The 19,777-nt window shown below is 74.2% G+C and carries 15 protein-coding genes; 10 read left to right on the top strand and 5 right to left on the bottom strand.

All coding sequences use genetic code 11. From position 1 onward, the window contains the following. Positions 1-30: 30 nt before the first annotated feature. Together A6A27_RS07230 and A6A27_RS07225 are read left to right on the top strand one after the other, a co-directional pair. The gene (locus tag A6A27_RS07230) at positions 31-1,017 is read left to right on the top strand and encodes a glycosyltransferase family 2 protein (RefSeq protein WP_274534533.1); all 987 of its coding nucleotides are present in this window, start codon (positions 31-33) and stop codon (positions 1,015-1,017) included. Then, complete coding sequence (locus A6A27_RS07225; protein ID WP_073833747.1) at positions 1,014-3,293, top strand: hypothetical protein; 2,280 nt, start codon at positions 1,014-1,016, stop codon at positions 3,291-3,293. The genes A6A27_RS07230 and A6A27_RS07225 overlap by 4 nt, the downstream gene beginning before the upstream one ends. A 42-nt stretch (positions 3,294-3,335) precedes the next feature. On the opposite strand, the gene A6A27_RS07220 is transcribed toward A6A27_RS07225, so the two are convergent. After that, on the bottom strand, positions 3,336-6,026 hold the full coding sequence (locus A6A27_RS07220) for a sugar-binding protein (RefSeq protein WP_073833746.1): 2,691 nt from the start codon (positions 6,024-6,026) through the stop codon (positions 3,336-3,338). A 408-nt stretch (positions 6,027-6,434) separates the two neighbouring features. Here A6A27_RS07220 and A6A27_RS07215 point away from each other — a divergent pair, with 408 nt between their 5' ends. The 8 genes from A6A27_RS07215 (at position 6,435) to A6A27_RS07180 (ending at position 15,943) form a co-directional block, all read left to right on the top strand. Continuing rightward, entirely contained in the window at positions 6,435-7,598 is a 1,164-nt protein-coding gene (locus A6A27_RS07215; RefSeq protein WP_073833745.1) for an ROK family protein, read from the top strand. 51 nt (positions 7,599-7,649) lie between these two features. Further along, entirely contained in the window at positions 7,650-8,693 is a 1,044-nt protein-coding gene (locus A6A27_RS07210) for an extracellular solute-binding protein (RefSeq protein ID WP_073833744.1), read from the top strand. 126 nt (positions 8,694-8,819) lie between these two features. Further along, positions 8,820-9,893 carry an ABC transporter ATP-binding protein gene (locus A6A27_RS07205; RefSeq protein WP_073833743.1) on the top strand — a complete coding sequence of 358 codons (1,074 nt, stop codon included), beginning with the start codon at positions 8,820-8,822 and terminating at the stop codon, positions 9,891-9,893. Then, positions 9,890-11,674: an ABC transporter permease gene (locus tag A6A27_RS07200; RefSeq protein ID WP_083672477.1), complete on the top strand. Its 1,785-nt coding sequence runs from the start codon at positions 9,890-9,892 to the stop codon at positions 11,672-11,674. Before A6A27_RS07205 ends, A6A27_RS07200 begins: the two co-directional genes overlap by 4 nt. After that, the gene (locus tag A6A27_RS07195) at positions 11,662-12,492 is read left to right on the top strand and encodes a creatininase family protein (protein ID WP_073833742.1); all 831 of its coding nucleotides are present in this window, start codon (positions 11,662-11,664) and stop codon (positions 12,490-12,492) included. The genes A6A27_RS07200 and A6A27_RS07195 overlap by 13 nt, the downstream gene beginning before the upstream one ends. 76 nt (positions 12,493-12,568) lie before the next feature. Beyond that, positions 12,569-13,522 carry an amidohydrolase family protein gene (locus tag A6A27_RS07190; RefSeq protein WP_073833741.1) on the top strand — a complete coding sequence of 318 codons (954 nt, stop codon included), beginning with the start codon at positions 12,569-12,571 and terminating at the stop codon, positions 13,520-13,522. Between the two features lie 58 nt (positions 13,523-13,580). Then, positions 13,581-15,038, top strand: a complete 1,458-nt coding sequence (locus tag A6A27_RS07185) for a lyase family protein (RefSeq protein ID WP_073833740.1) — start codon at positions 13,581-13,583, stop codon at positions 15,036-15,038. Then, positions 15,035-15,943 carry an ROK family protein gene (locus A6A27_RS07180; protein ID WP_241825109.1) on the top strand — a complete coding sequence of 303 codons (909 nt, stop codon included), beginning with the start codon at positions 15,035-15,037 and terminating at the stop codon, positions 15,941-15,943. The genes A6A27_RS07185 and A6A27_RS07180 overlap by 4 nt, the downstream gene beginning before the upstream one ends. Positions 15,944-15,960: 17 nt before the next feature. Here the strand turns inward: A6A27_RS07180 and A6A27_RS07175 are convergent, their stop codons facing one another. From A6A27_RS07175 to A6A27_RS07160, 4 genes are all read right to left on the bottom strand, one after another. Next, positions 15,961-16,671: a class I SAM-dependent methyltransferase gene (locus A6A27_RS07175; protein WP_073833739.1), complete on the bottom strand. Its 711-nt coding sequence runs from the start codon at positions 16,669-16,671 to the stop codon at positions 15,961-15,963. 185 nt (positions 16,672-16,856) lie between these two features. Further along, entirely contained in the window at positions 16,857-18,278 is a 1,422-nt protein-coding gene (locus A6A27_RS07170; RefSeq protein ID WP_073833738.1) for an acyl-CoA carboxylase subunit beta, read from the bottom strand. Positions 18,279-18,300: 22 nt separating this feature from the next. Further along, complete coding sequence (gene fabF / locus A6A27_RS07165) at positions 18,301-19,527, bottom strand: beta-ketoacyl-ACP synthase II (RefSeq protein WP_073833737.1); 1,227 nt, start codon at positions 19,525-19,527, stop codon at positions 18,301-18,303. 2 nt (positions 19,528-19,529) lie between these two features. Then, positions 19,530-19,769, bottom strand: a complete 240-nt coding sequence (locus tag A6A27_RS07160; protein WP_007072348.1) for an acyl carrier protein — start codon at positions 19,767-19,769, stop codon at positions 19,530-19,532. Positions 19,770-19,777: the final 8 nt, after the last annotated feature.

Genomic DNA, 19,777 nt, shown 5'->3' with positions numbered 1-19,777 from the left:
GCCGTCCGCCGCCGCAGGAACGGAGGGGCCGTGACCGCACCTCAGCCGGCGCTCTCCGTGGTGGTGCCGATGTTCAACGAGGCGGCCGTCCTGCCACTGCTCGCCGCGCGGCTGCGCGGCGTGCTGGACGGGCTCGGCGAGGCGTACGAGGTGGTGGCGGTCGACGACGGCAGCACCGACGGCACCGCGGCGGGGTTGGCGACGCTGCGAGCCGGCTGGCCCGAACTGCGCGTGCTGCGGCTGCGCCGCAACAGCGGTCACCAGGCGGCCCTGGTCGCCGGGCTGCTCCGCGCCCGGGGCGGCTACGTGGTCAGCATCGACGCCGACCTCCAGGACCCGCCCGAGGCGATCGTCGAGATGCTCCGTCTGGCCCGCGCCGACCGACTCGACGTGGTCTATGGCGTCCGGGCCGACCGGAGCCGTGACTCCTGGTTCAAGCGGTGGACCGCGGCCGGCTACTACCGCCTGGTCCGGCACCTGGTCGGCGCGCAGGTGCCCGCCCAGGCCGGGGACTTCCGGCTGCTCAGCCGGGCCGCGGTCGAGGCGCTGCGGGCGCTGCCGGAGCGCAGCCCGGTGCTCCGGCTGGTGGTGCCCTGGCTCGGCTTCGCCAGCGGCGAGGTCGCCTACGAGCGGCGGGAACGCGCCGCCGGGCGGACCAAGTACCCGCTGTCCCGGATGGCCGGGCTGGCCGCGGAGAGCGTCACCAGCTTCTCCGCCGCCCCGCTGCGGGTGGCCACCTGGCTGGGGCTGGTCGGAGTCGCGCTCTGCGGCGTGCTGGTGGTGGTCGCGGTGCTGGCCTGGTTCGCCGGCGCGACGGTCACCGGCTGGCCCTCGCTCTACGTGGCGATCCTCTTCCTCGGCGCGGTGCAACTGCTCTGCCTCGGGCTGCTCGGCGAGTACGTGGCCCGGATCTACACGGCGGTGCAGGGCCGGCCGGCGTACGCGGTGGCCAGCGACAGCGCTGGCGGTGAGCCGGCCCGCCCGGACGCCGCCGAGCTGGCCGACAGTCTGCGGTGACCGCCCTCGCCAGCGGCGGTCTCGCCCCGTCGGCCGTGGCACCGCGCCGCCGCCCGGCCGCCCTGCGCCACGCCCCGGCCGTGGCCGGGTACGCGTTCGTCGCCGCCGTGCTGCTGGTGGCCGGTACCCCGGTCGCCGCGCTCGCCCGCTGGACCGGGTACGCGCTGCTGGCCGTGCTGCTCCCCGGCACGCTGGTGTTCCGCGCGCTGCGCCGCCGGCCACACACCCTGATCGAGGACCTGGCCCTGGGCGCGGCCGTCGGGCTGGTGCTGGAGCTGGCCGCCTGGGCGGCGTTCACCGCCCTGGGCGTGCCCGGCTGGCTGCGGCTGTGGCCGCTCGCCGTGCTGCTGCCGTTCGCCGCCGTACCCCGGCTGCGCCGGCACTGGCGGGTGCGCTACGCCACCGTCGCGCCGGCCGGCTGGGCGTGGTCGCTGGCCGGGGTGGTCGCCGGCTTCACCCTCTACCTGTACGGCTCGTTCCTCGCCGTCAACCCGGTGCTGCCCCGCGACGAGGGCCAGGCCCAGTATCTCGACCTGGCATTCCAGCTCTCCCTCGCCGGGGCGGCCACCCACCAGGTCCCGCCGGACCTGCCGCAGGCCGCCGGGGAACCGCTGCACTACCACTGGTTCGGCTTCGCCCACCTGGCCGCCACCAGCCTGGTCAGCGGAGTCGACCTGCCAACGGTCTTCTTCCGGCTCGGCGTACCCGCGCTCTGCGCGCTCGCCGCCGTGCTGGTCGCCGTCGTCGGCTGGCGGCTCACCGGCCGCCCGTACGCCGGGGTGGTGGCCGCCGCGCTGATGTTCACCGTCGGGGAGTTCGGCTTCGAGAACGGCTGGCGGCAGCTCTTCGGCACCCAGGCCACCTTCGTCGTCTGGGGCAGCCCGTCGATGACGTACAGCTGGGTGCTGCTGCTACCGCTGATCGCCGCGCTCGGCGAACTGGTCGGTCCGGCCCGCGGGGTGCGCGTACCGGCGCTGGGCCGGGGCGCCTGGGCGCTGGTGGTGCTCTTCCTGGCCGCGTCGACCGGCGCGAAGGCCAGCTCGCTGCCGGTGGTGCTGGCCGCACTCGCGGGGACCGCCGCGCTGGCGCTGCTGGTCCGCCGCCGGTTGCACCGGGCCGTGCTGGTCGCCGCCGGGCTGGCCCTGGCCGCGCAGCTCTTCGCCACCGCCGTGCTGTTCGCCTTCGAGAGCCACGGGGTGACCCTCGACCCGCTCTCCGGGCTGCGCCCGTATGTGCCGACCGGACGTCCGGCGGCGGTCACCGTGCTGGTGTGGGTGGCGGTGGCGGTGGCGGTCCTGCTCAACCTCCAGCTCCGGCTGGCCGGCCTGCTGGCCCTGCTGCGGCACCGCCGGTGGCGGCTGGAGCCGGTGCAGGTGTTCCTGCTCGGCGGCGCGCTCGCCGGGCCGGCGATCTACCTGGCCGTCGGCCACCCGGGCAGCAGCAACCAGTACTTCACCCGCACCGGGTTCGCCTTCGGGGTGCTGCTGTCCGCGTGGGGCTGGATCGAGGTGGCCGACCGGGCCGCCCTCTCCGCCCGGGGCCGGCGGCTGCTCGGCGCCGGGGCGGCCGGGTTCGCGGTGCTGCTCACCGCGGTCCAGCTCGGCTCGGCGATCAGCACGCCCGCCTCCCCGGCGTACGCCCCGGTGCTGCCGCTGCTCTGGTGGGCCGGCGCGCTGGCCGTGCCGGCGCTGGTGGTGGCCCTGTACTGGCCGGCGCTGTGTGGGCGCTGGCCGGGGCTGGCCGGCCGGGGCGGACTGCTGCTGCTCACCGCCGTGCTGGTCGCCGGGGCGCCGGGCCTGGTGCTGGACGCCGCGGCGACCCGGACATACCCGAACGGCGGGGCGTACCCGGTGGTGGCGATGCCCGCCTCGCGGGTCGAGGCGGCCCGCTGGGTCCACGCGCACAGCGACCCGGCCGACGTGCTCGCCACCAACGTGCACTGCCGGACCGTGGTGGACGGCTGGTGCGACGCCCGCTCGTTCTGGCTCAGCGGCTACGCGGAGCGCTCGGTGCTGGTGGAGGGGTGGGCGTTCGCGCCCCGGATGGTCGGCCGGCCGGAGGGCCCGTACGCGCCGTTCTGGGACGCGGCCCGGCAGCGCGCCAACGACGCGGCCTTCACCGCACCCACCGCCGCCGGCCTGGCCGCCCTGCGCGACCGGTACGGCGTCCGCTGGCTGGTGGTCGATCGGGAGGTCGCCCCGGAGGCACCCGATCTGCGGCGCCTCGCCGACCTGCGGTTCGCGAACTCCCGGATGGCGGTCTACCGCCTGCGGTGAACGGACGGGCCCCTTGTCGAACAAGGGGCCCGTCCGGTCGGCTCAGCCCAGCGGAACCGCCTGGGCGAGCGCCGCGCCGTCCGCCTCGAACGCGGCCAGCAGCGACGCCGGCGTACCGGCGGTCACCGGTACCACCACGGTCACCGGCGAGCCGGCGGCCAGGGCCACGGTGCGGTCGCCGGTGGACCGGTCACCGTCCCAGCCGTACAGGTACGCGGTGCCGGCCCGGTCGGCCCGCAGGGTGACCGAGACGCCGTCGGAGACCGCGCGGGCGTCGGTGAGCCGCAGGGCGCCCACCGGCAGCCGCGGCACGGCCGCCGGCGCGATCCCGTCCGTCGCCGCCTGCGCGATGGTCTGCGGGCTGTGCACGCTGCGCGCGGCGGTGTCCGGGAACACCGGGGCGCTGGGCTGGCGGGCCGGCGGGGTGTACCCGGGCAGGGTGACCAGGCCGTACCGGTACGGGTCGGCCCGTACGCCAGTGAAGGTGGACCAGCCCAGCCGCGACTGGGAGGTCAGGTCCTGGGTGTCCGAGTCGTAGACCAGCACGTTGAAGCCCATCCGGGCCGGGTCGACGGCGTCCGGCAGCACGGCGAACGGGATGCTCGCCTCGATGGTGTAGCCGGTGTACGGCGCGCTGACCTTGCTGACCACGGTCATCCCCGGCGCGGTCGTCGCGCCCGGCCCCTGCCGGTTGTCGGCGTCCCGCTGCCAGCACGGTGGGTCGCCGTTGGCCGGGTCGTCGGTGACCGGGAAGATGCCAGCCTTGAAGGCGGTGGAGGTGTCCGCCGAGTTCCCCGACGGGTCGATGATGATCTCCACGCTGTCGGTGCGGCGCTGCCGCTTGCAGTCCTGCGGCACCACCTTGCGGCCCAGCACGTCGTCGGTGACCTGCACGAAGACCTTCAGGGCGTCCTCGGTCCAGGCGATCCGGCCGGTCGCCGAGGCGTCCCGCGCCGTGGTGGGCTCGCCCTCCCAGATCCGGGAGAGGTCCAGCTCCGGGCCGGGGTACTCGCCGGGGGCGGCCACCCCGTCCACCGCGTGCCCGGCCCCGGCGTGCGGCACCTCGCTGGTCGGGACGATCTCCAGGGCACCGGTCTCGACTGTGCTGCCGGCGGCGCTGGTGGTGGTGATGGTGATCCCGTAGTCGCCGTCGGTGCCGCCTTCGTTGGCCGTGGGCAGGGTGGCGTCGGTGTTGGTGACGGTGAAGGTCACCGCGCCGGTCGCGCCGGCGGCCAGTTCGGGGTAGCTCCTGGTGGCCGCGTCGGCGCTGAAGCCCGCCGGCAGGCCGAGCGTGACCTGGCCGCGCTGGGCGACCTGGCCGTGGTTGCGCAGATCCACCCGGACCGACCGGCTCTGCCCCGAGCCGATGGTGAGCACCGGCTTGATCAGCGTGTCCAGCTGCGGGTAGCCGCTGTCGCCGGCCCAGTCCCGGAAGATCCCCACCTCGGGCAGCGGCTCCAGGGTGCCGCGCACGTCGGCGACCACCCGCACCGCCCGGTCGGTACGCCCGACGCCCTGCCCGGTGGTCAGGGTCGCGCCGAGCAGCCGCTGCTGGTTGGTGTCGGCGGCGGCCGGCACGGTGACGGTGAAAGTGGCGGTCCGCTCCTGGCCCGCCGGCACCGCGCCGGGCAGCGTGCCGGACCCGGTGGCGGTCCAGCCCTCGGGCAGCCGGAGGGCGACCCGGGGCTGGGTCAGCGCCCGGTCGCGGGGGGCCCGGACGTGCGCGGTCACCTCGACGGTCTGGCCTGGGGCGAGGTCGAACCGGTCCGTGGTCAGGTAGAGCTCGGTGTCCCGGGGCAGCCCGCCGGGCGCGGCCGGCAGCACCGAGCCGCGCAGGATCGCCTCGGCGGAGGTGTCCGCCGGGTCGTACGGGACCCGGCTGTCGACCAGGGTGTAGAAGTCGCAGCGGATCTTGGCCGGATCGGTCGGGGCGGCGGCGGTACCGGCCCAGCCCTGGGTGACGTAGTCGCGGCGGGCGTCCACCTCGATCTCGGCCCAGGTCTTCCCGGTGCGGCTCGGGGTGCCCTCCCAGACGCCGAAGACCTGATCGGTCGGCACCGTCGGGACGAAGCTCGACGCGCACGCCGGACCGGCGGACGAGCTGCCGGTGCCACCGGTACGCAGGAACTTCGCCGCCCGGAACGGCTTCAGTCTCTCCTTGGTGAGCTGCTCGGGGAAGGCGTTCGGGTCGGCGGCGGCGTGGAACGCCTCCGCGGCGAACCGGGCGGCCTGCTGGTGGTTGCCGTGGTTGCCCGGGGTGGGTGACGGGTTCATCGTCAGCACGATCTCGGGCCGGGTCTGCCGGATCACCCGCACGATCTGCGCGAGGGTGTCGTCGTGCCCCCAGATCCGCTCGGAGAGCGGAGCCGAGGCGGTGTACCAGAAGTCGACCCGGTCCAGGTTGTACAGGTTCTCCACCCCGGCGCGGCCGATCGCGGTGCGTTCCTCGCGCTCGCGGATGATGCCGAGCGGCGGGCCCTCCTCGAGGCCGACCGCGTTGCCGCCGCCCTCGCCCCGGGTGATGGTCACGACGCCGGCCTTCGCGCCGTACCGCTCCTTCCACTGGCCCAGGGTCGCGAGGCTGCCCGCCTCGTCGTCGGGATGGGCGCTGACGAAGAGCACGTCGAGGTCGACGGCGGGTGGGGCGGGCGCGGGCGCGGCGAGGGCCACGCCCGGGACCCCGGAGAGGGCCAGGGCGAGCGCCGTGGGTAGCAGGAACGTCTTGCGTCGCATGCGGATCCTTCCGACTGGGCCGAGGTCCGGGCAGCCGCCAGCGACGTCGGACGCGGGCCGGCGTCGACGTGGTGGTCGCTTTCGGACGGTGGGCGGTGGGCGGCGGGACGGTGGGCGCCGACGGGCGCCCCGGGCCGCCGGGTACGCAGCGGTACGGGACTCCGTACACACTGGAAGGCCTTCGCTCGGTGACGCTAGGGACCGGCGCGGCGGCTAGTCAATGCTGTGCAAGATCTTTCTTAATTTGCGGAAGAAAGTAATTCGCCGCCATGGACGCTCTGGATCTTGCTCCACTCCGGGAAGTGTCGGCCGGTTCGTCGACATTTCCGCTGCTCATCACGGTCGCGTCGGGCGGCCGAGACCCATTCGTTACTTGACTCAATAATTCGTTCGCCGTAGGAAGGAAGTGTGACTGACGTGGTGACGCCACCGACGAGCCCGGTGAGCCGGGAGCGGTCGAAGGAGATCAAGCGGCTCTCCGTGATCTCCGCCGCCCGCCAGGTGCGGGTGCTCTCCCGCGCCGAGCTGACCGAGCTCACCGGGTTGAGCCCGGCCACGCTCACCCCGCTGGTCCGCGACCTGATCGCCGAGGGCTATCTGATCGAGCGCGGACCCGGGGCGTCCCGGGCCGGCCGGCCGCGGGCCATGCTGGAGTTCAACCCCCGCGCCGAGCTGGTCGCCGCCGTTTCGCTGGAGCCGGCCCGGATCAGCTGCGAGATCGCCGACAGCGACGGCGGCGTGGTGGCGCACCGGACCGTGCGGCTCATCGGCGACATCGTCGACCTGATCTGCACGGCGGTGCCCGACCTGGCCGGCGACGGCCTGCCCGCGCTGCGCGGGGTGGCCATCGCCGCCCCCGGCGTCTCCTCCGGCGGTGCGGTCCGGCTCGCCCCCTCGGTCGGCCTGGTGGAGGGGCGGCCGATAGGGGAGTCGGTGCGGCAGCGGCTCGGGGTGCCGGTGGTGGTGGACAACGACGTGAACCTGATGGCCGCCGGCGAGCACGCGGCCGGCGCCGGCACGGACGTGGCCGACCTGCTCCTGCTGCACGTCGCCGACGGCATCGGGGCCGGTCTGGTGCTGGACGGCCAGGTCCGCCGGGGCTCCGGCGGGGCGGCCGGCGAGGTGGGTTTCCTGCCCCTCGACCCGGCCGACCGTGGGCACGACGGGATCGGCCCGTTCGAGGCCCGCTGGTCGGAGAGCGCCATCGCCGAGAAGGTGGTGTCCCTGGCCCCGGGCCGCCGGCCCGAGTCGCCGGTACGGGCCCTGGTGGGCCTGGCCGCCGCCGACGACCTGGCCGCCGCGTACCTGGACGAGGTGCTGGCCGCCTGGTCCCGCCTCATCGTCTCCTGCGCCTGCGTCGTCGACCCCGGCCGGGTCCTGCTCAGCGGGGCCGCCGCCGAGCTGGACGACGCCGCGGTCGACCGGCTCCAGGCCCTGGTGTCGGCCGCCGCACCCAGCCCGACCGAGGTCCGCCGGGCGGTCCTCGGCGACCGGGCCGTGCTGCACGGCGCGGTCAGCTACGCCCTCTCCGCCGCCGCCGCGGGCCTGTCCACCCTGCTACCCGCCCCCTAGACCGTTCCCGTCAGAACAACGCAGTTCCCCCACATCCCTCGGAGGTACCCCATGAGACGCCGACTTCTTCTCGCCGGAGCGCTCGCCGCCGTCCTCGCCGCCGGCACCGCCTGCGGTGGCGGCTCGACCGACAAGGCCGCCGGCGAAACCGAGAAGCTGACGATCTACACGGCCCGCGACAAGAAGGTCGCCACCTTCGTCGTCGACAAGTTCACCGCCAAGTACCCCGAGTACAAGGGCAAGGTCGAGGTCCTCAACCTCGGCGCGCAGGAGATCCTGGAGCGGGTCCGGGCCGAGAAGGCCAACCCGCAGGCCGACGTCTGGTGGGGCGGCACCCAGCAGGGGCTGGCCGCCGGGGCCACCGAGGGCCTGCTCAACCCCTGGCAGCCGTCGTTCGCCGGCAAGATGGACGCCAAGTACAAGGACCCCGAGGGCCGCTGGTTCGGCGAGATCCTGCTGCCCGAGGTCATCATGTACAACAACAAGGCCCTCACCCCGGAGCAGGCCCCGAAGGACTGGGACGACCTGCTGAAGCCGGAGTGGAAGGACAAGATCATCATCCGTGACGTGGCCGCCTCCGGCACGATGCGGTCGATCTACGCCTCGATGATCCAGCGGCAGTCGCCGGACGGCAGCAACCCGCAGCCGGGCTACGACTGGCTGAAGAAGCTCGACGCCAACACCGGCGCGTACGCGGCCAACCCGACCGACCTCTACCTGAAGATGTCCCGCCAGCAGGGCGTCCTCAGCGCCTGGAACCTGCAGGACATCCTGCTCCAGGCCAACCAGTCCAACATGCCCTTCGGGTACGTGATGCCGGCCTCCGGCGCCCCGGTTCTGGTCGACGGCCTGGCCGCGGTCAAGGGCGGCAACACCACCGGCGCGCAGAAGTTCATCGAGTTCCTCTTCGACGACTCGCTCCGCGCCGACCTGGCCAAGGACTACTTCCAGATCCCGGCCGTGGACATCGCCGAGAAGCCGGAGTGGCTGAACCAGCTCAACCTCAAGCCGCTGGACGTCGACTGGGACGTGATCGGCAAGAACGAGACCGAGTGGATCAACCACTGGAACAGCCAGATCAAGAACAAGGGCTGACCACCGGGGTGCCGGGTGCGACCTCGCGCCCGGCACCCCGCCCCCCCGTCACGCACGCCGCCAGACCGGGTCTGGCCCCACCCCACCACCGGTCAGACCCGGTAACCGGACGCAAGGAGAGACATCATGACCGATGTCACGCTGGAGTCGGTGAGCAAGCGATTCGCGCGCGCCGGCGACACTGCGGCCGTCGACGACGTCGACATCAGGATCGCCGCGGGTGAGTTCTTCACCCTGCTGGGCCCGAGCGGCTGCGGCAAGACCACCACCTTGCGCATGGTGGCCGGCTTCTACTTCCCCACCTCGGGCCGGATCCGCTTCGGCGAGGAGGACGTCACCAACCGGCCGCCGAACAAGCGCGACACCGGCATGGTGTTCCAGAACTACGCGCTCTTCCCGCACCTGACCGTGGCGCAGAACGTCGCGTACGGCCTGAAGATCCGCAAGGTCGGCCGGGCCGATTCGAGGCGGCGCGTCGAGGAGGCGCTGGGCCAGGTGCACCTCGCCGGCTACGGCGACCGGCGGATCGACCAGCTCTCCGGCGGCCAGCAGCAGCGGGTCGCGCTGGCCCGCGCCCTGGTGATCCGCCCCCGTACCCTGCTGCTCGACGAGCCGCTGTCCAACCTCGACGCCAAGCTGCGCGAGGAGACCCGGGTGGAGATCCGCCGGATCCAGCGGGAGGCCGGCACCACCTCCATCTACGTGACCCACGACCAGGCCGAGGCGATGGCGATGTCCGACCGGATCGCCGTCATGGAGTCCGGCCGGGTCCAACAGATCGGCGCGCCGCAGGAGATCTACCACCGGCCGGCGAACGCGTTCGTGGCCCGGTTCATCGGCCGCAGCAACGTGCTCAGCCTGCCGGTGGCCACCGCCGGCCCGCAGACCGTCACCGTCGCGCTGCCCGGCGGCGACCAGGTGACCGTGGCCGCGCCGGCCGAGCACGGCCTACGCGAGAACGGCACCGCGCTGGTCTCCGTCCGGCCCGAGCACATCGGGCTCGCCTCGGCCACCGAGGCCGGCGCGCTGTCCGGTCGGGTGACCGAGCTGGAGTTCACCGGCATGTCCACCAACCTCCTGGTCGACGTGGCCGGCGAGCCGGTGCAGGTCACCGCCATCGACGTACCCGCCGGCCTGGCGGTCGGCGACCAGGTCGGGCTGCGGCTGCCCCGGGAGCGGATGTGGGTGGTGCGTCCATGAGTACGATTCCCGCCACCCCCGGCGCGGCCACCGTCCCGCCGGTCACCAAGGAGCCGACGCCGCCGCGGGCCCGCCGATCCCGGCGGTTCGCCGGCGGCGCCAACTCACCCTGGTTCCCGTACGTCCTGGTCTTCCCGCTGGCGCTGATCCTCTTCGGGTACGTGGTCCAGCCGATGTTCGCCACCTTCGCGGAGAGCGTCGGGGTGGACGGCCTGGCCAACTACACCATCTTCCTCACCGGCGACGGGGTGGCCCGCTCCTCGCTGGTCACCTCGCTGGTGATCTCGGCGGCCAGCGTGGTGCTCTGCGGCATCGTCGGCGTGGCGATGGCATTCCTGCTCAAGCGCTTCTCGTTCCCGGGTCGCCGGCTGATCGAGGCGATCATCCTGGTGCCGGCCGCGTTGCCGCCGCTGATCGGGGCGATCTCGTTCCAGCTGCTCTACAGCGAGACCGGCATCCTGCCGCGGGGCCTGCAGCACCTGTTCGGCACCGAGAGCCCGGTGCTGCCGTTCACCGGCATCGCCGGCGTGCTGGTGGTGCACACGTTCACCATGTACCCGTTCTTCTACCTGGCCACCTCGGCCGCGCTGGTCGGGATGGACCCGTCGGTGGAGGAGGCCGCGTACAACCTGGGTGCCGGCCGGCTCCGGGTCTGGCGCACGGTGCTGCTGCCGATGCTCACCCCGGCGCTGGTCTCCGCCTCGCTGCTGGTCTTCATGACCTCGCTGGCGTCGTACACCGCTCCGCTGCTGTTCGGGGTGGACCAGACGATGACCATGCAGATCTACATCAACCGCACCAACGGCGACCTGCCGATGGCCTCCACGTACGCCTCGGTGCTCGGCGTGGTGTCGGTGCTGTTCCTGCTCGGCATGCGCTGGTACGAGGGGCGGCGCAGCTACCGCTCCCAGTCCAAGGGCGTCGCCTCGCACCGTCGCGAGCTCACCAACCCGTTCGGCCGGTGGCTGGCCCTGCTCGCCTCGCTGCTCGGCACCCTGGTGCTGCTCGCCCCGGTGGGCACGATCGCGCTGGTGGCGTTCTCGCAGGACGGCTCGTGGACGACCGAGGTGATCCCCTCGGCGTACACCATGCAGAACTTCGTCACGATCTTCACAGACGCCGGGGCGTACCGGCCGATCGTCAACTCGCTGCAGATGAGCCTGATCGCCACGGTCGCCTGCGTGGCGGTCGGCGTGCTCATCGCGTACGCGGTGCGCCGGCTGGACTTCCGCGGCCGCGGCCTGCTCGACGTGGCGGTCATGCTGGCCTGGGCGCTGCCCGGCACGGTGGTGGCGATCAACCTGATCTCGGCGTTCAGCACCGGCAACGCGTTCAGCTTCGGCCAGGTCCTGATCGGCACCTTCTGGATCATGCCGCTGGCGTACTTCGTGCGGTTCCTGCCGCTGGTGTTCCGCTCCAGTTCGGCGACGCTGGCCCAGCTCGACCCGTCGCTGGAGGAGGCCGCCCGCAACCTCGGCGCGTCCTGGTGGCGGGCGTTCGGCACGGTCACCCTGCGGCTGATGCTGCCGGGCGTGCTGGCCGGCGCGCTGCTCGCCTTCGTGCACGGGGTCGGCGAGTTCGTCGCCTCGGTGCTCATCTACACCTCGGAGACCGCGCCGATCTCCGTCGAGATCAACAACCGGATGTACTCGTTCGAGGTGGGCACCGCCGCCGCGTACGGCATGCTCCAGGTCGTGCTGATCTTCGTGGTGATGGTGGTCTCCGGCCGGCTGGAGAGCGGCCCGAAGGCCAGCCGGGAGGCGGCGCAGTGGACGGCGTGACGGACCGCTGGCCGGCGGGCGGCGGACTGCTTCCCGCCGCCCGGGTCCCCGGCGGGGAACTCGCCGCGGTCGCCGCGGCGGCGGACTTCGCGGTGCTCCCGGTCGGCGCGGTCGAGTGGCACGGTCCGCACCTGCCGCTCGGCACCGACCTGATCCTCGCCGAGGGCTTCGCCGGCGAGTCCGCCCGCGACGAGCCGGGGCCACGCGGCGTGCTCTTCCCCGCCGTCGCGTACGCCGCCTGCCCGGGGCAGACCCGGCCCTGGCCGGGGACGGTGGCGATCCGGCCGGAGATCGCGATCGGCTACCTCGCCGACGTGATCGAGGGCATCGTCGCCGCCGGCTTCCCCCGGCTGCTGGTGGTCAACGGCCACGACGCCAACATGTCCACGGTCCGGGCCGCCATGGAATGGGTCTCCGGCCGGCGCACCGCCAGCCTGCTGCTGGTCAACTGGTTCCAGCTGGTCAACCCGGCGGAGACCACGGAGATCTACGGCGCACCGCCGGCCCGCGGGCACGGCGGGGCGTACGAGACCTCCGGGGTGCTCGGCTTCGACCCCGGCGCGGTACGCCTCGACGCCGCCACCGACCTGCCGCCGCGGCCGAAACTGCCGGTGCCCCACCCGTACGTGCTCGTGGAGTCGCACCCCGAGCCCTGGCAGGGCTGGTCCGGGCACGTCTCGCTGGCCAGCGAGGAGGCCGGCCGGCGGGTCCGCGCGCTGGCCGGGGAGCGGCTGCGGGAGGTCGTCGCCGCCTGGGTGGCCGCCCCACCGCCGGCGCCGCCCACCGCCGATCCACTGCCGACGGAGGGAGCATCATGAGCGAGCGCCAGCGAGCGAATCATCAGCACAGCGCCGTGGTGCCTCATGCCGGGGCCGAGCGTAGCGAGGCGCCGGCATGAGCAGCGACCGGGGACTGGACGTCGTCGACTTCCACCTGCACTTCCGGATCGGCGCGGACGAGACGATCCACGCCTGCGAGCAGGCTGCCGGCATGCATCCCGGCGGGGAGCACGAGCGGATGGTCCGGGCCGCCGGCTCCGCGCCGTACGCCCGGCAGTGGCGGCAGGCGTGGGGCTTCCCCGACCCCGAGCCGCCCGCCGAGCGCTGGCAGGACGAGGCCGACCGCTGGGCCGGCGAACTGCGCGCGGTCAACATCCGCAAGGCTGTCTTCGTGACCGGCGGCGGCAACGACACCCTCGCCGACGTGGTGGACCGCCACCCAGACCTGCTGCTCGGCTTCGCCCACCACGACCCGTACGGCCCGGACGCCGCGCGGGAACTGGAACGCGCGGTGACCGAGCGTGGCCTGCGCGGGCTGAAGCTGTTCGCCCCGCTGCTGCGCGGCCCGCTCGACCACGAGGACCTGGACCCGCTCTGGGGCACCGCCCAGCGACTCGGCGTGCCCGTCCTGATCCACATCGGGCACTACGGCAGCGCCGGCGGCCTCAGCTTCGGCCGGTACGGCGGCCCGGACGAGCTGGCCCGGATGGCCCGGCGCTTCCCGGAACTGGCCGTGGTGGTGCCGCACTTCGGTGTCCAGCACGTGCAGGAGCTGTTCTTCGCCGCCTGGGGCTGCCCCAACATCCACGTCGACACGTCCGGCTCCAACCAGTGGGTGCGGTGGATGCCGTACAAGCTGACCCTGGAGGACCTGTTCCGCCGCTGCTACGAGACGATCGGCCCGCACCGGATCGTCTTCGGCAGCGACTCGTCCTGGTTTCCGCGCGGCTACGTCACCCGCTACCTCGACGACCAGCTCCGGGTCTGCCGGGAACTGGGCCTGCCCGACGACCACCTACGCGCGATCTTCGCCGGCAACGCCGAACGGCTGCTCGGCCTGACCGACTGACCGGCCGAACCCGCATCGGGGCGGCCCACCGCCCGCCCGCGGACTGGAAGGAACCGTCATGAGCACATCCCCGCTGACCACCTACCAGCGGCACCACCTGGCGCCCACCTACGACCACCATGTGGGCCACCTGTATCCGGCAATGGTCCGGGCCAGCCAGGCGCACGTGGTGATGCTGACCGAGCAGGGGCTGATCCCCGCCGAGCGGGGTGCCCGGCTGCTGCGCGGGCTGGCCGTCCTGCGCGCCGACACCACCCCGACGCCAGCGTACGACGGCAGCTTCGAGGACACGTACTACCTGCTGGAGAAGCGGCTCGCCGAGGCGTGCGGCATCCCCACCGCCGAGCTCGACGTGCAGCTGGCCCGGAGCCGGAACGACCTGGATGCCGGGGTGTTCCGGATGCTGCTGCGGGACCAGCTCCTCGGGGTGCTGGACCGGGTGCTGGCCACCGGCCGGACCGGCCTGGACCGCGCCGACCGGTACGCGGACGTGGTCATCACCGGCTACACCCACCGCCGGCCGGCCCAGCCCACTACCATCGGGCACGCGCTCGCCGGGTACGCCGAGGCGCTCGCCGGCGAGGCGGCCGCCTACGCCGACCTGATCGACCAGCTCAACGTCTCGCCGCTGGGCTCCTGCGCGTTCGCCGGCACCGACCTGGACATCGCCCCGGCCCGGGTGGCGGAGCTGCTCGGGTTCGCCGGCCTGGTGACCAACTCGTACGAGGCCGTGGCCGGCGCCGACCACCTGGTCCGTGTCGGCACCCTCAACGCGCAGGCGCTGGCCACCGGGGCCCGGCTGGCCCGCACCCTGATGGACTGGTTGAGCTGGCAGTGGGTCACCACGCCGGGCGACTTCACCCAGGGCAGCAGCATCATGCCGCAGAAGCGCAACCCGGTGGTGCTGGAGCACCTGGTCTCGTACGCCGGCGCGGCCGCGGCGGACGCCGCCTCGGTGTTGAACAACGTCGGCGCCGCCTGGTGGGAGGACTCCAACAACGCCACCACCGACGTGCAGGTCCGGCTCTGGGAGAGCAACGACCGGGCGGAGCGCTTCTTCGCCCTGGTCGGCGGCTTCCTGGCCGAGGTGGAGCCGCTGTCGCCGCCGAGCCGGGAGGAGATCGTCGCCTCCGGCGCCACCACCACCGCCGCGGCCGACGCGCTGACCCGGCACGGGGTGCCGTTCCGGGCCGCCCACTCGGTGGTCGGCCGGCTGGTCCGGGCCGGTGGCCCGGACACCTGGACCGCCGAGGGCGTCCGGGCCGCGGCCGCGGGGCTGACCGGCCCGCTCGACGACGCCGCGGTCGCCGACCTGATCGCCGCCGCCGTCCGTCCCGACCTGGTGCTGAACCGGGCTCAGGTGGACGGGCCGGGCGCCGCCGCGGTCCGCGCCCAGGTGGGTACGCTGCGCGTCGCGTTCGAGGGGGTCGCCGACCGCCTGGCGGCGGTGCGCGACCGGCTCCGCCGGGCGGACGACGCGCTGGACGCCGTCGCCGCCGAGCTGGTGGCCCGGTGAGCGTGGAGCTGGCGGGGTCCACCCGGACCGGCGGGCTGCTGCTCGGCATCGACTTCGGTGGCACCAAGATGGCCGTCGGGGTGGCCGACGCCGAGGGGCAGCTCCTGGCCCACCGCCGGGTCCCGACGCACGCCGAGCAGGGCGCGCCGCAGGCGCTGGACCGCGCCCTGCACCTCGCCGCGGAGCTGGTCGCCGAGGTCGGTGGGCCGCTCGTCGCGGCCGGGGTCGCCTCGCCCGGCGTGGTCCGCCCGGACGGCATCGACCTGGCCCCCAACGTGCCCGGGTGGGAGCGGCTGCGGCTGGCCGACGCGGTCCGGGACGCGCTCGGCGTGGCCCGGGTGGCGGTGGACAACGACCTGAACGCCGCCGCCCTGGCCGAGCTGCGGCTGGGCGCGCTGCGGGACGCCGACCCCGGCCTGGTGGTGGGCATCGGCACCGGCGTGGCGGCCGCCGTGACGGTCGGGGGGACCGTCCTGGCCGGACACCGCGGGGCGGCCGGCGAGATCGGGTACGCCGTGGCCGGCGGCCCCTGGCCGGGCACCATGCTGGAGCTGGACTTCTCCGGCCGGGCGCTGGACCGGCTCGCCGAGGACCTCGGCGTGCCGGGCGGGGCGGCCGGGCTCGCCGACGCGGCGGAGCGGCCCGGGGCGGCGCGCGACGCGCTGACCGCCCGGGTCGACGAGGTGGCCCGACACCTGGTCACCTGCTGCCTGCTGCTCGATCCGCAACGGGTGGTGCTGGTGGGCGGGGTGGCCCGCAGCGCGCTGATCCGCGGGCTGCTGGTCGACCGGCTCAAGGAGGTGCTGCCGCACCGGCCCGACGTGGTGCTCTCCCGGTTCGCCGACGACGCCGCGCTGCTCGGCGCGCTCACCCTGGCTCGCGAGGCGGTGCCCGCGCCCCGCTGACCCGGTGTTCCGGCCGGTCAGGCCGGGCGGTGGGCGCGCAGCATCAGCGAGACGCCGGGCAGCGACCGCACCGGCAGGTACCGCTCGGCGGTGATGATCGCGCGCAGTCCCCGGTTGACCGCGGGGCGCAGGTGGTCCAGGTCGCTGCCGGCGGATCGGCGCCGCCGCCAGGCCGCGACCGGCCGGAGCAGCACGTTCCAGCTCCACAACTCGTCCACCGCCAGCCCGGCCTTCGCCACCACCGCCCGCAGCCCGGCCCGGTCGTAGCGGCGGACGTGCCCGACGGCCACGTCGTGCGCCGACCAGAGCCGCATGTCGGCCGGCACCGCGATCAGCGCGGTCCCGCCCGGCCATAGGGCGCGGCGGATCTCGGCGGCGGCCAGGTGGTCCTCGTCGAAGTGCTCCAGGATGTCGAAGGCGACCACCAGACCCAGGCTGGCCGAGGGGACCGGCAGGTGCCGGGCGTCGGCCCGGATCACGGCCAGGCCCCGCTCGCGGGCCAGCCCGGCGCCCTCCGCGCTGTATTCCAGTGCGAGCGGCCGCCAGCCGTGCGCCCGCAGCACCCGGGTGTTGCCGCCGCCGGCGGCGCCGATGTCCAGCGCCCGCTCCGGGCGCACCCCGGCCGCCGCCAGCCGCCGCAGCGCCCGACCCAGCAGGGCCCGCCGCTCCCGGTACCACCAGTGGGTGTCCTCGAGCGCGGCGAGCTTGCGGATCTCGGTCGCGTCCACGGCGTGCTCCTCGACACGTCTCGGCCGCCCTCACCCTAGTCGCCCCGCCGGCCGGGGCGGTCGCAAACCGGGTGCGGCGCCGCGCTGGGCGCGGGCAGGCTGGGGTGGCCATGGGACAGCCGGACCTGAGAAGACATCAGGGCCCGCGCCCGGATGAGCGCGGACCCTGACGGTACGACCGGTGGTTACAGCGGAATGTTGCCGTGCGCGCCCCGGGCGGCCGGCGCCACGGCGAGGGCCTCAGCGATCCGCCGCCGGGTCTCCGCCGGCTTGATCACCTCGTCCACCACGCCGATCTCCAGCGCTCGGTTGACGCCACCGGCGACCCGAATCTGCTCCTCGATCAGCTGGGCGCGCAGCGCCTCCCGCTCCTCGACCGGAGCGGCGGCCAGCTTCTTGCGGTGCAGGACGTTCACCGCAGCGCTCGCGCCCATCACCGCGACCTCCGCGTTCGGCCAGGCGAACACCGCGGTCGCCCCCAGCGAGCGGGAGTTCATCGCGATGTACGCCCCGCCGTACGCCTTGCGGGTCACCAGCGTCACCCGCGGCACCACCGCCTCGGCGAAGGCGTGCAGCAGCTTCGCCCCGCGCCGGACCACGCCGTCCCACTCCTGGCCCAGGCCGGGCAGGTAGCCGGGGACGTCGACCAGCACGATCAGCGGCACCCCGAGCGAGTCGCACATCCGCACGAAGCGGGCGGCCTTCTCGGCGCTGGACGCGTCGAGGCAGCCACCAAGCCGCAGCGGGTTGTTGGCGATCACGCCGACCGTGCGACCGGCGAAGCGGCCGAGCGTGGTGACGATGTTCGGCGCCCACTTGGCGTGCAGCTCCACGCCCGGAGCGTCGAGCAGCGCCTTCACCACCGGCCGCACGTCGTACGCCCGGCTGGCCCCGGCCGGCATCTTCGCGGCGAGGTCGTGCCCCTCGTCGCCGGTGGCCACGTCGTCCGGCGAGAGCCGCCCCTGGCGGCCGAGGAGCGCGGTGAGCCTGCGCGACTCGGCCAGCGCCTCCTCGTCGTCCTGGCAGGTCACATGCACCACACCGGAGCGCCGGCCGTGCGGCTCGGGGCCGCCCAGCCGCGCCATGTCGACCTGCTCGCCGGTGACGCTGCGGACCACCTCGGGGCCGGTGACGAAGATCCGGCCGGCCCCGCTCATCACCACGACGTCGGTCAGCGCCGGACCGTACGCGGCGCCACCCGCGGCCGGCCCGAGCACCACGGAGATCTGCGGCACCCGGCCGGATGCCCGGACCATGGCCGCGAAGACCTGGCCGACGGCGTCGAGGGCGACCACACCCTCGGCCAGCCGGGCTCCGCCGGAGTGCCAGAGGCCGAGCACCGGCACCCGTTCCCGGACGGCGGTGTCGATGGCGTCCACGATGTGCCGGCACCCGTCGGCGCCCATCGCGCCGCCCATCTTCGTGGCGTCGGTGGCGTACGCGATGGCCGGCGTACCGTCGATCTCCCCCCGCGCGTAGCGCACGCCGGAGCTGTCCCGCGGCGCCAGCAGGCGCAGCGAGCCGGCGTCGAACAGCGCCCGGAGGCGGACCTCCGGATCCCGGTGGTCCACCGTCGAGCTGTCCGCGCTGACGGCGGTCGTGGTCACTGGTGCCTCCCTGGCAGAGGGGTCAGGCCCGCGTGAAGACGAGAGCCACGTTGTGTCCGCCGAAACCGAACGCGTTGTTCAGCGCGGCGGGGATCTCCATGTGCCGTGCCTTGTGGGCGGCCACCTCCAGGGTGAGGCCGTCGTCCGGGTCGTCGAGGTTGATCGTCGGCGGCACGACCCCGTCGCGGATGGCCAGGATGGTGGCGATGGACTCCAGCGCCCCGGCCGCGCCGAGCAGGTGCCCGGTCATCGACTTGGTGGCCGACAGCACGGGATGGTCGCCCAGCGCCGTGCGCAGCGCGCCGATCTCCAGCATGTCGCCCACCGGGGTGGAGGTGGCGTGCGCGTTGACGTGCACGATATCCATCTTGGCGACGTCCGAGTCCGCGATCGCCTTCCCGATTGCGCGGATCGCGCCCTCGCCCTCGGCGTGCGGCTGCACGATGTCGTACGCGTCCGAGGTGATGCCGGCGCCGGCGAGCCGGGCGTACACCCGGGCGCCGCGGGCGGCGGCGTGGTCGGCGCGCTCCAGGACCACCACGCCCGCGCCCTCGCCGAGCACGAAGCCGTCGCGACCCTTGTCCCACGGCCGGGAGGCCTTCTCCGGCTCGTCGTTGCGGGTCGACATGGCCCGCATCGAGGCGAACCCGGCGATCGGCAGCGGGTGGATGACCGCCTCGGTGCCGCCCGCCACCACCACGTCGGCCCGGCCGGAGCGGATGATGTCCAGGCCGAGCGCGATCGCCTCCGCGCCGGTCGCGCACGCGCTGGCCACCGAGTGCACCCCGGCCTTGGCACCCACCTCCAGCCCGACCCAGGCGGCCGGGCCGTTCGGCATCAGCATCGGCACGGTGTGCGGGGAGACCCGCCGCGGGCCGGACGCCTCCAGGATGTCGTCCTGGGCGAGCAGGGTGGTGGCCCCACCGATGCCGGAGCCGATGCTGACCGCCAGCCGCTCCGGGTCGGGCCCGGCGTCGGCCAGCCCGGCGTCGGCCCAGGCCTGCTGGGCCGCGATGAGGGCGATCGCCTCGGACCGGTCCAGCCGGCGCAGCTTGACCCGATCCAGCACCTCGCTGGGCTCCACGGCGAGCTGGGCCGCGATCCGGACCGGCAGTTGCGCCGCCCACTCCTGGGTGAGCGGACTCACCCCGGAGCGGCCGGCGAGCATGGCGTCCCAGGTCGACGCGACGTCCCCGCCGAGCGGGGTCGTCGCGCCGAGCCCGGTGACGACGACGTCGGGGCGACTCATGATCAGGACTGCGCCTCGATGTAGCTGACGGCGTCCCCGACGGTCTTGAGGTTCTGCACCTCGTTGTCCGGGATCTTGACGCCGAACTTCTCCTCGGCCGCCACCACGACCTCCACCATGGAGAGCGAGTCGACGTCGAGGTCGTCGGTGAAGGACTTCCCCTCGGCCACGTCGTCCGGGTTCACCCCGGCAACCTCTTCGAGGATCTCGGCGAGGCCGGCGGTGATCTCGTCACGGGTCATTGCGGTTG

Source organism: Micromonospora sp. CB01531 (assembly GCF_001905095.1).
In the GTDB taxonomy this organism is placed as follows: domain Bacteria; phylum Actinomycetota; class Actinomycetes; order Mycobacteriales; family Micromonosporaceae; genus Micromonospora.
Note: the sequence above shows the minus strand (reverse complement) of the source record. Positions and strands in the feature narration are given on the sequence as shown.

Excerpts from the sequence above, each read along its gene's own strand:
- A6A27_RS07200 (WP_083672477.1), top strand. The coding sequence starts at position 9,890 with ATGAGTACGATTCCCGCCACCCCCGGCGCGGCCACCGTCCCGCCGGTC.
- fabF (WP_073833737.1), bottom strand. The coding sequence starts at position 19,527 with ATGAGTCGCCCCGACGTCGTCGTCACCGGGCTCGGCGCGACGACCCCG.
- A6A27_RS07160 (WP_007072348.1), bottom strand. The coding sequence starts at position 19,769 with ATGACCCGTGACGAGATCACCGCCGGCCTCGCCGAGATCCTCGAAGAG.
- A6A27_RS07205 (WP_073833743.1), top strand. The coding sequence starts at position 8,820 with ATGACCGATGTCACGCTGGAGTCGGTGAGCAAGCGATTCGCGCGCGCC.
- A6A27_RS07190 (WP_073833741.1), top strand. The coding sequence starts at position 12,569 with ATGAGCAGCGACCGGGGACTGGACGTCGTCGACTTCCACCTGCACTTC.
- A6A27_RS07185 (WP_073833740.1), top strand. The coding sequence starts at position 13,581 with ATGAGCACATCCCCGCTGACCACCTACCAGCGGCACCACCTGGCGCCC.
- A6A27_RS07210 (WP_073833744.1), top strand. The coding sequence starts at position 7,650 with ATGAGACGCCGACTTCTTCTCGCCGGAGCGCTCGCCGCCGTCCTCGCC.
- A6A27_RS07220 (WP_073833746.1), bottom strand. The coding sequence starts at position 6,026 with ATGCGACGCAAGACGTTCCTGCTACCCACGGCGCTCGCCCTGGCCCTC.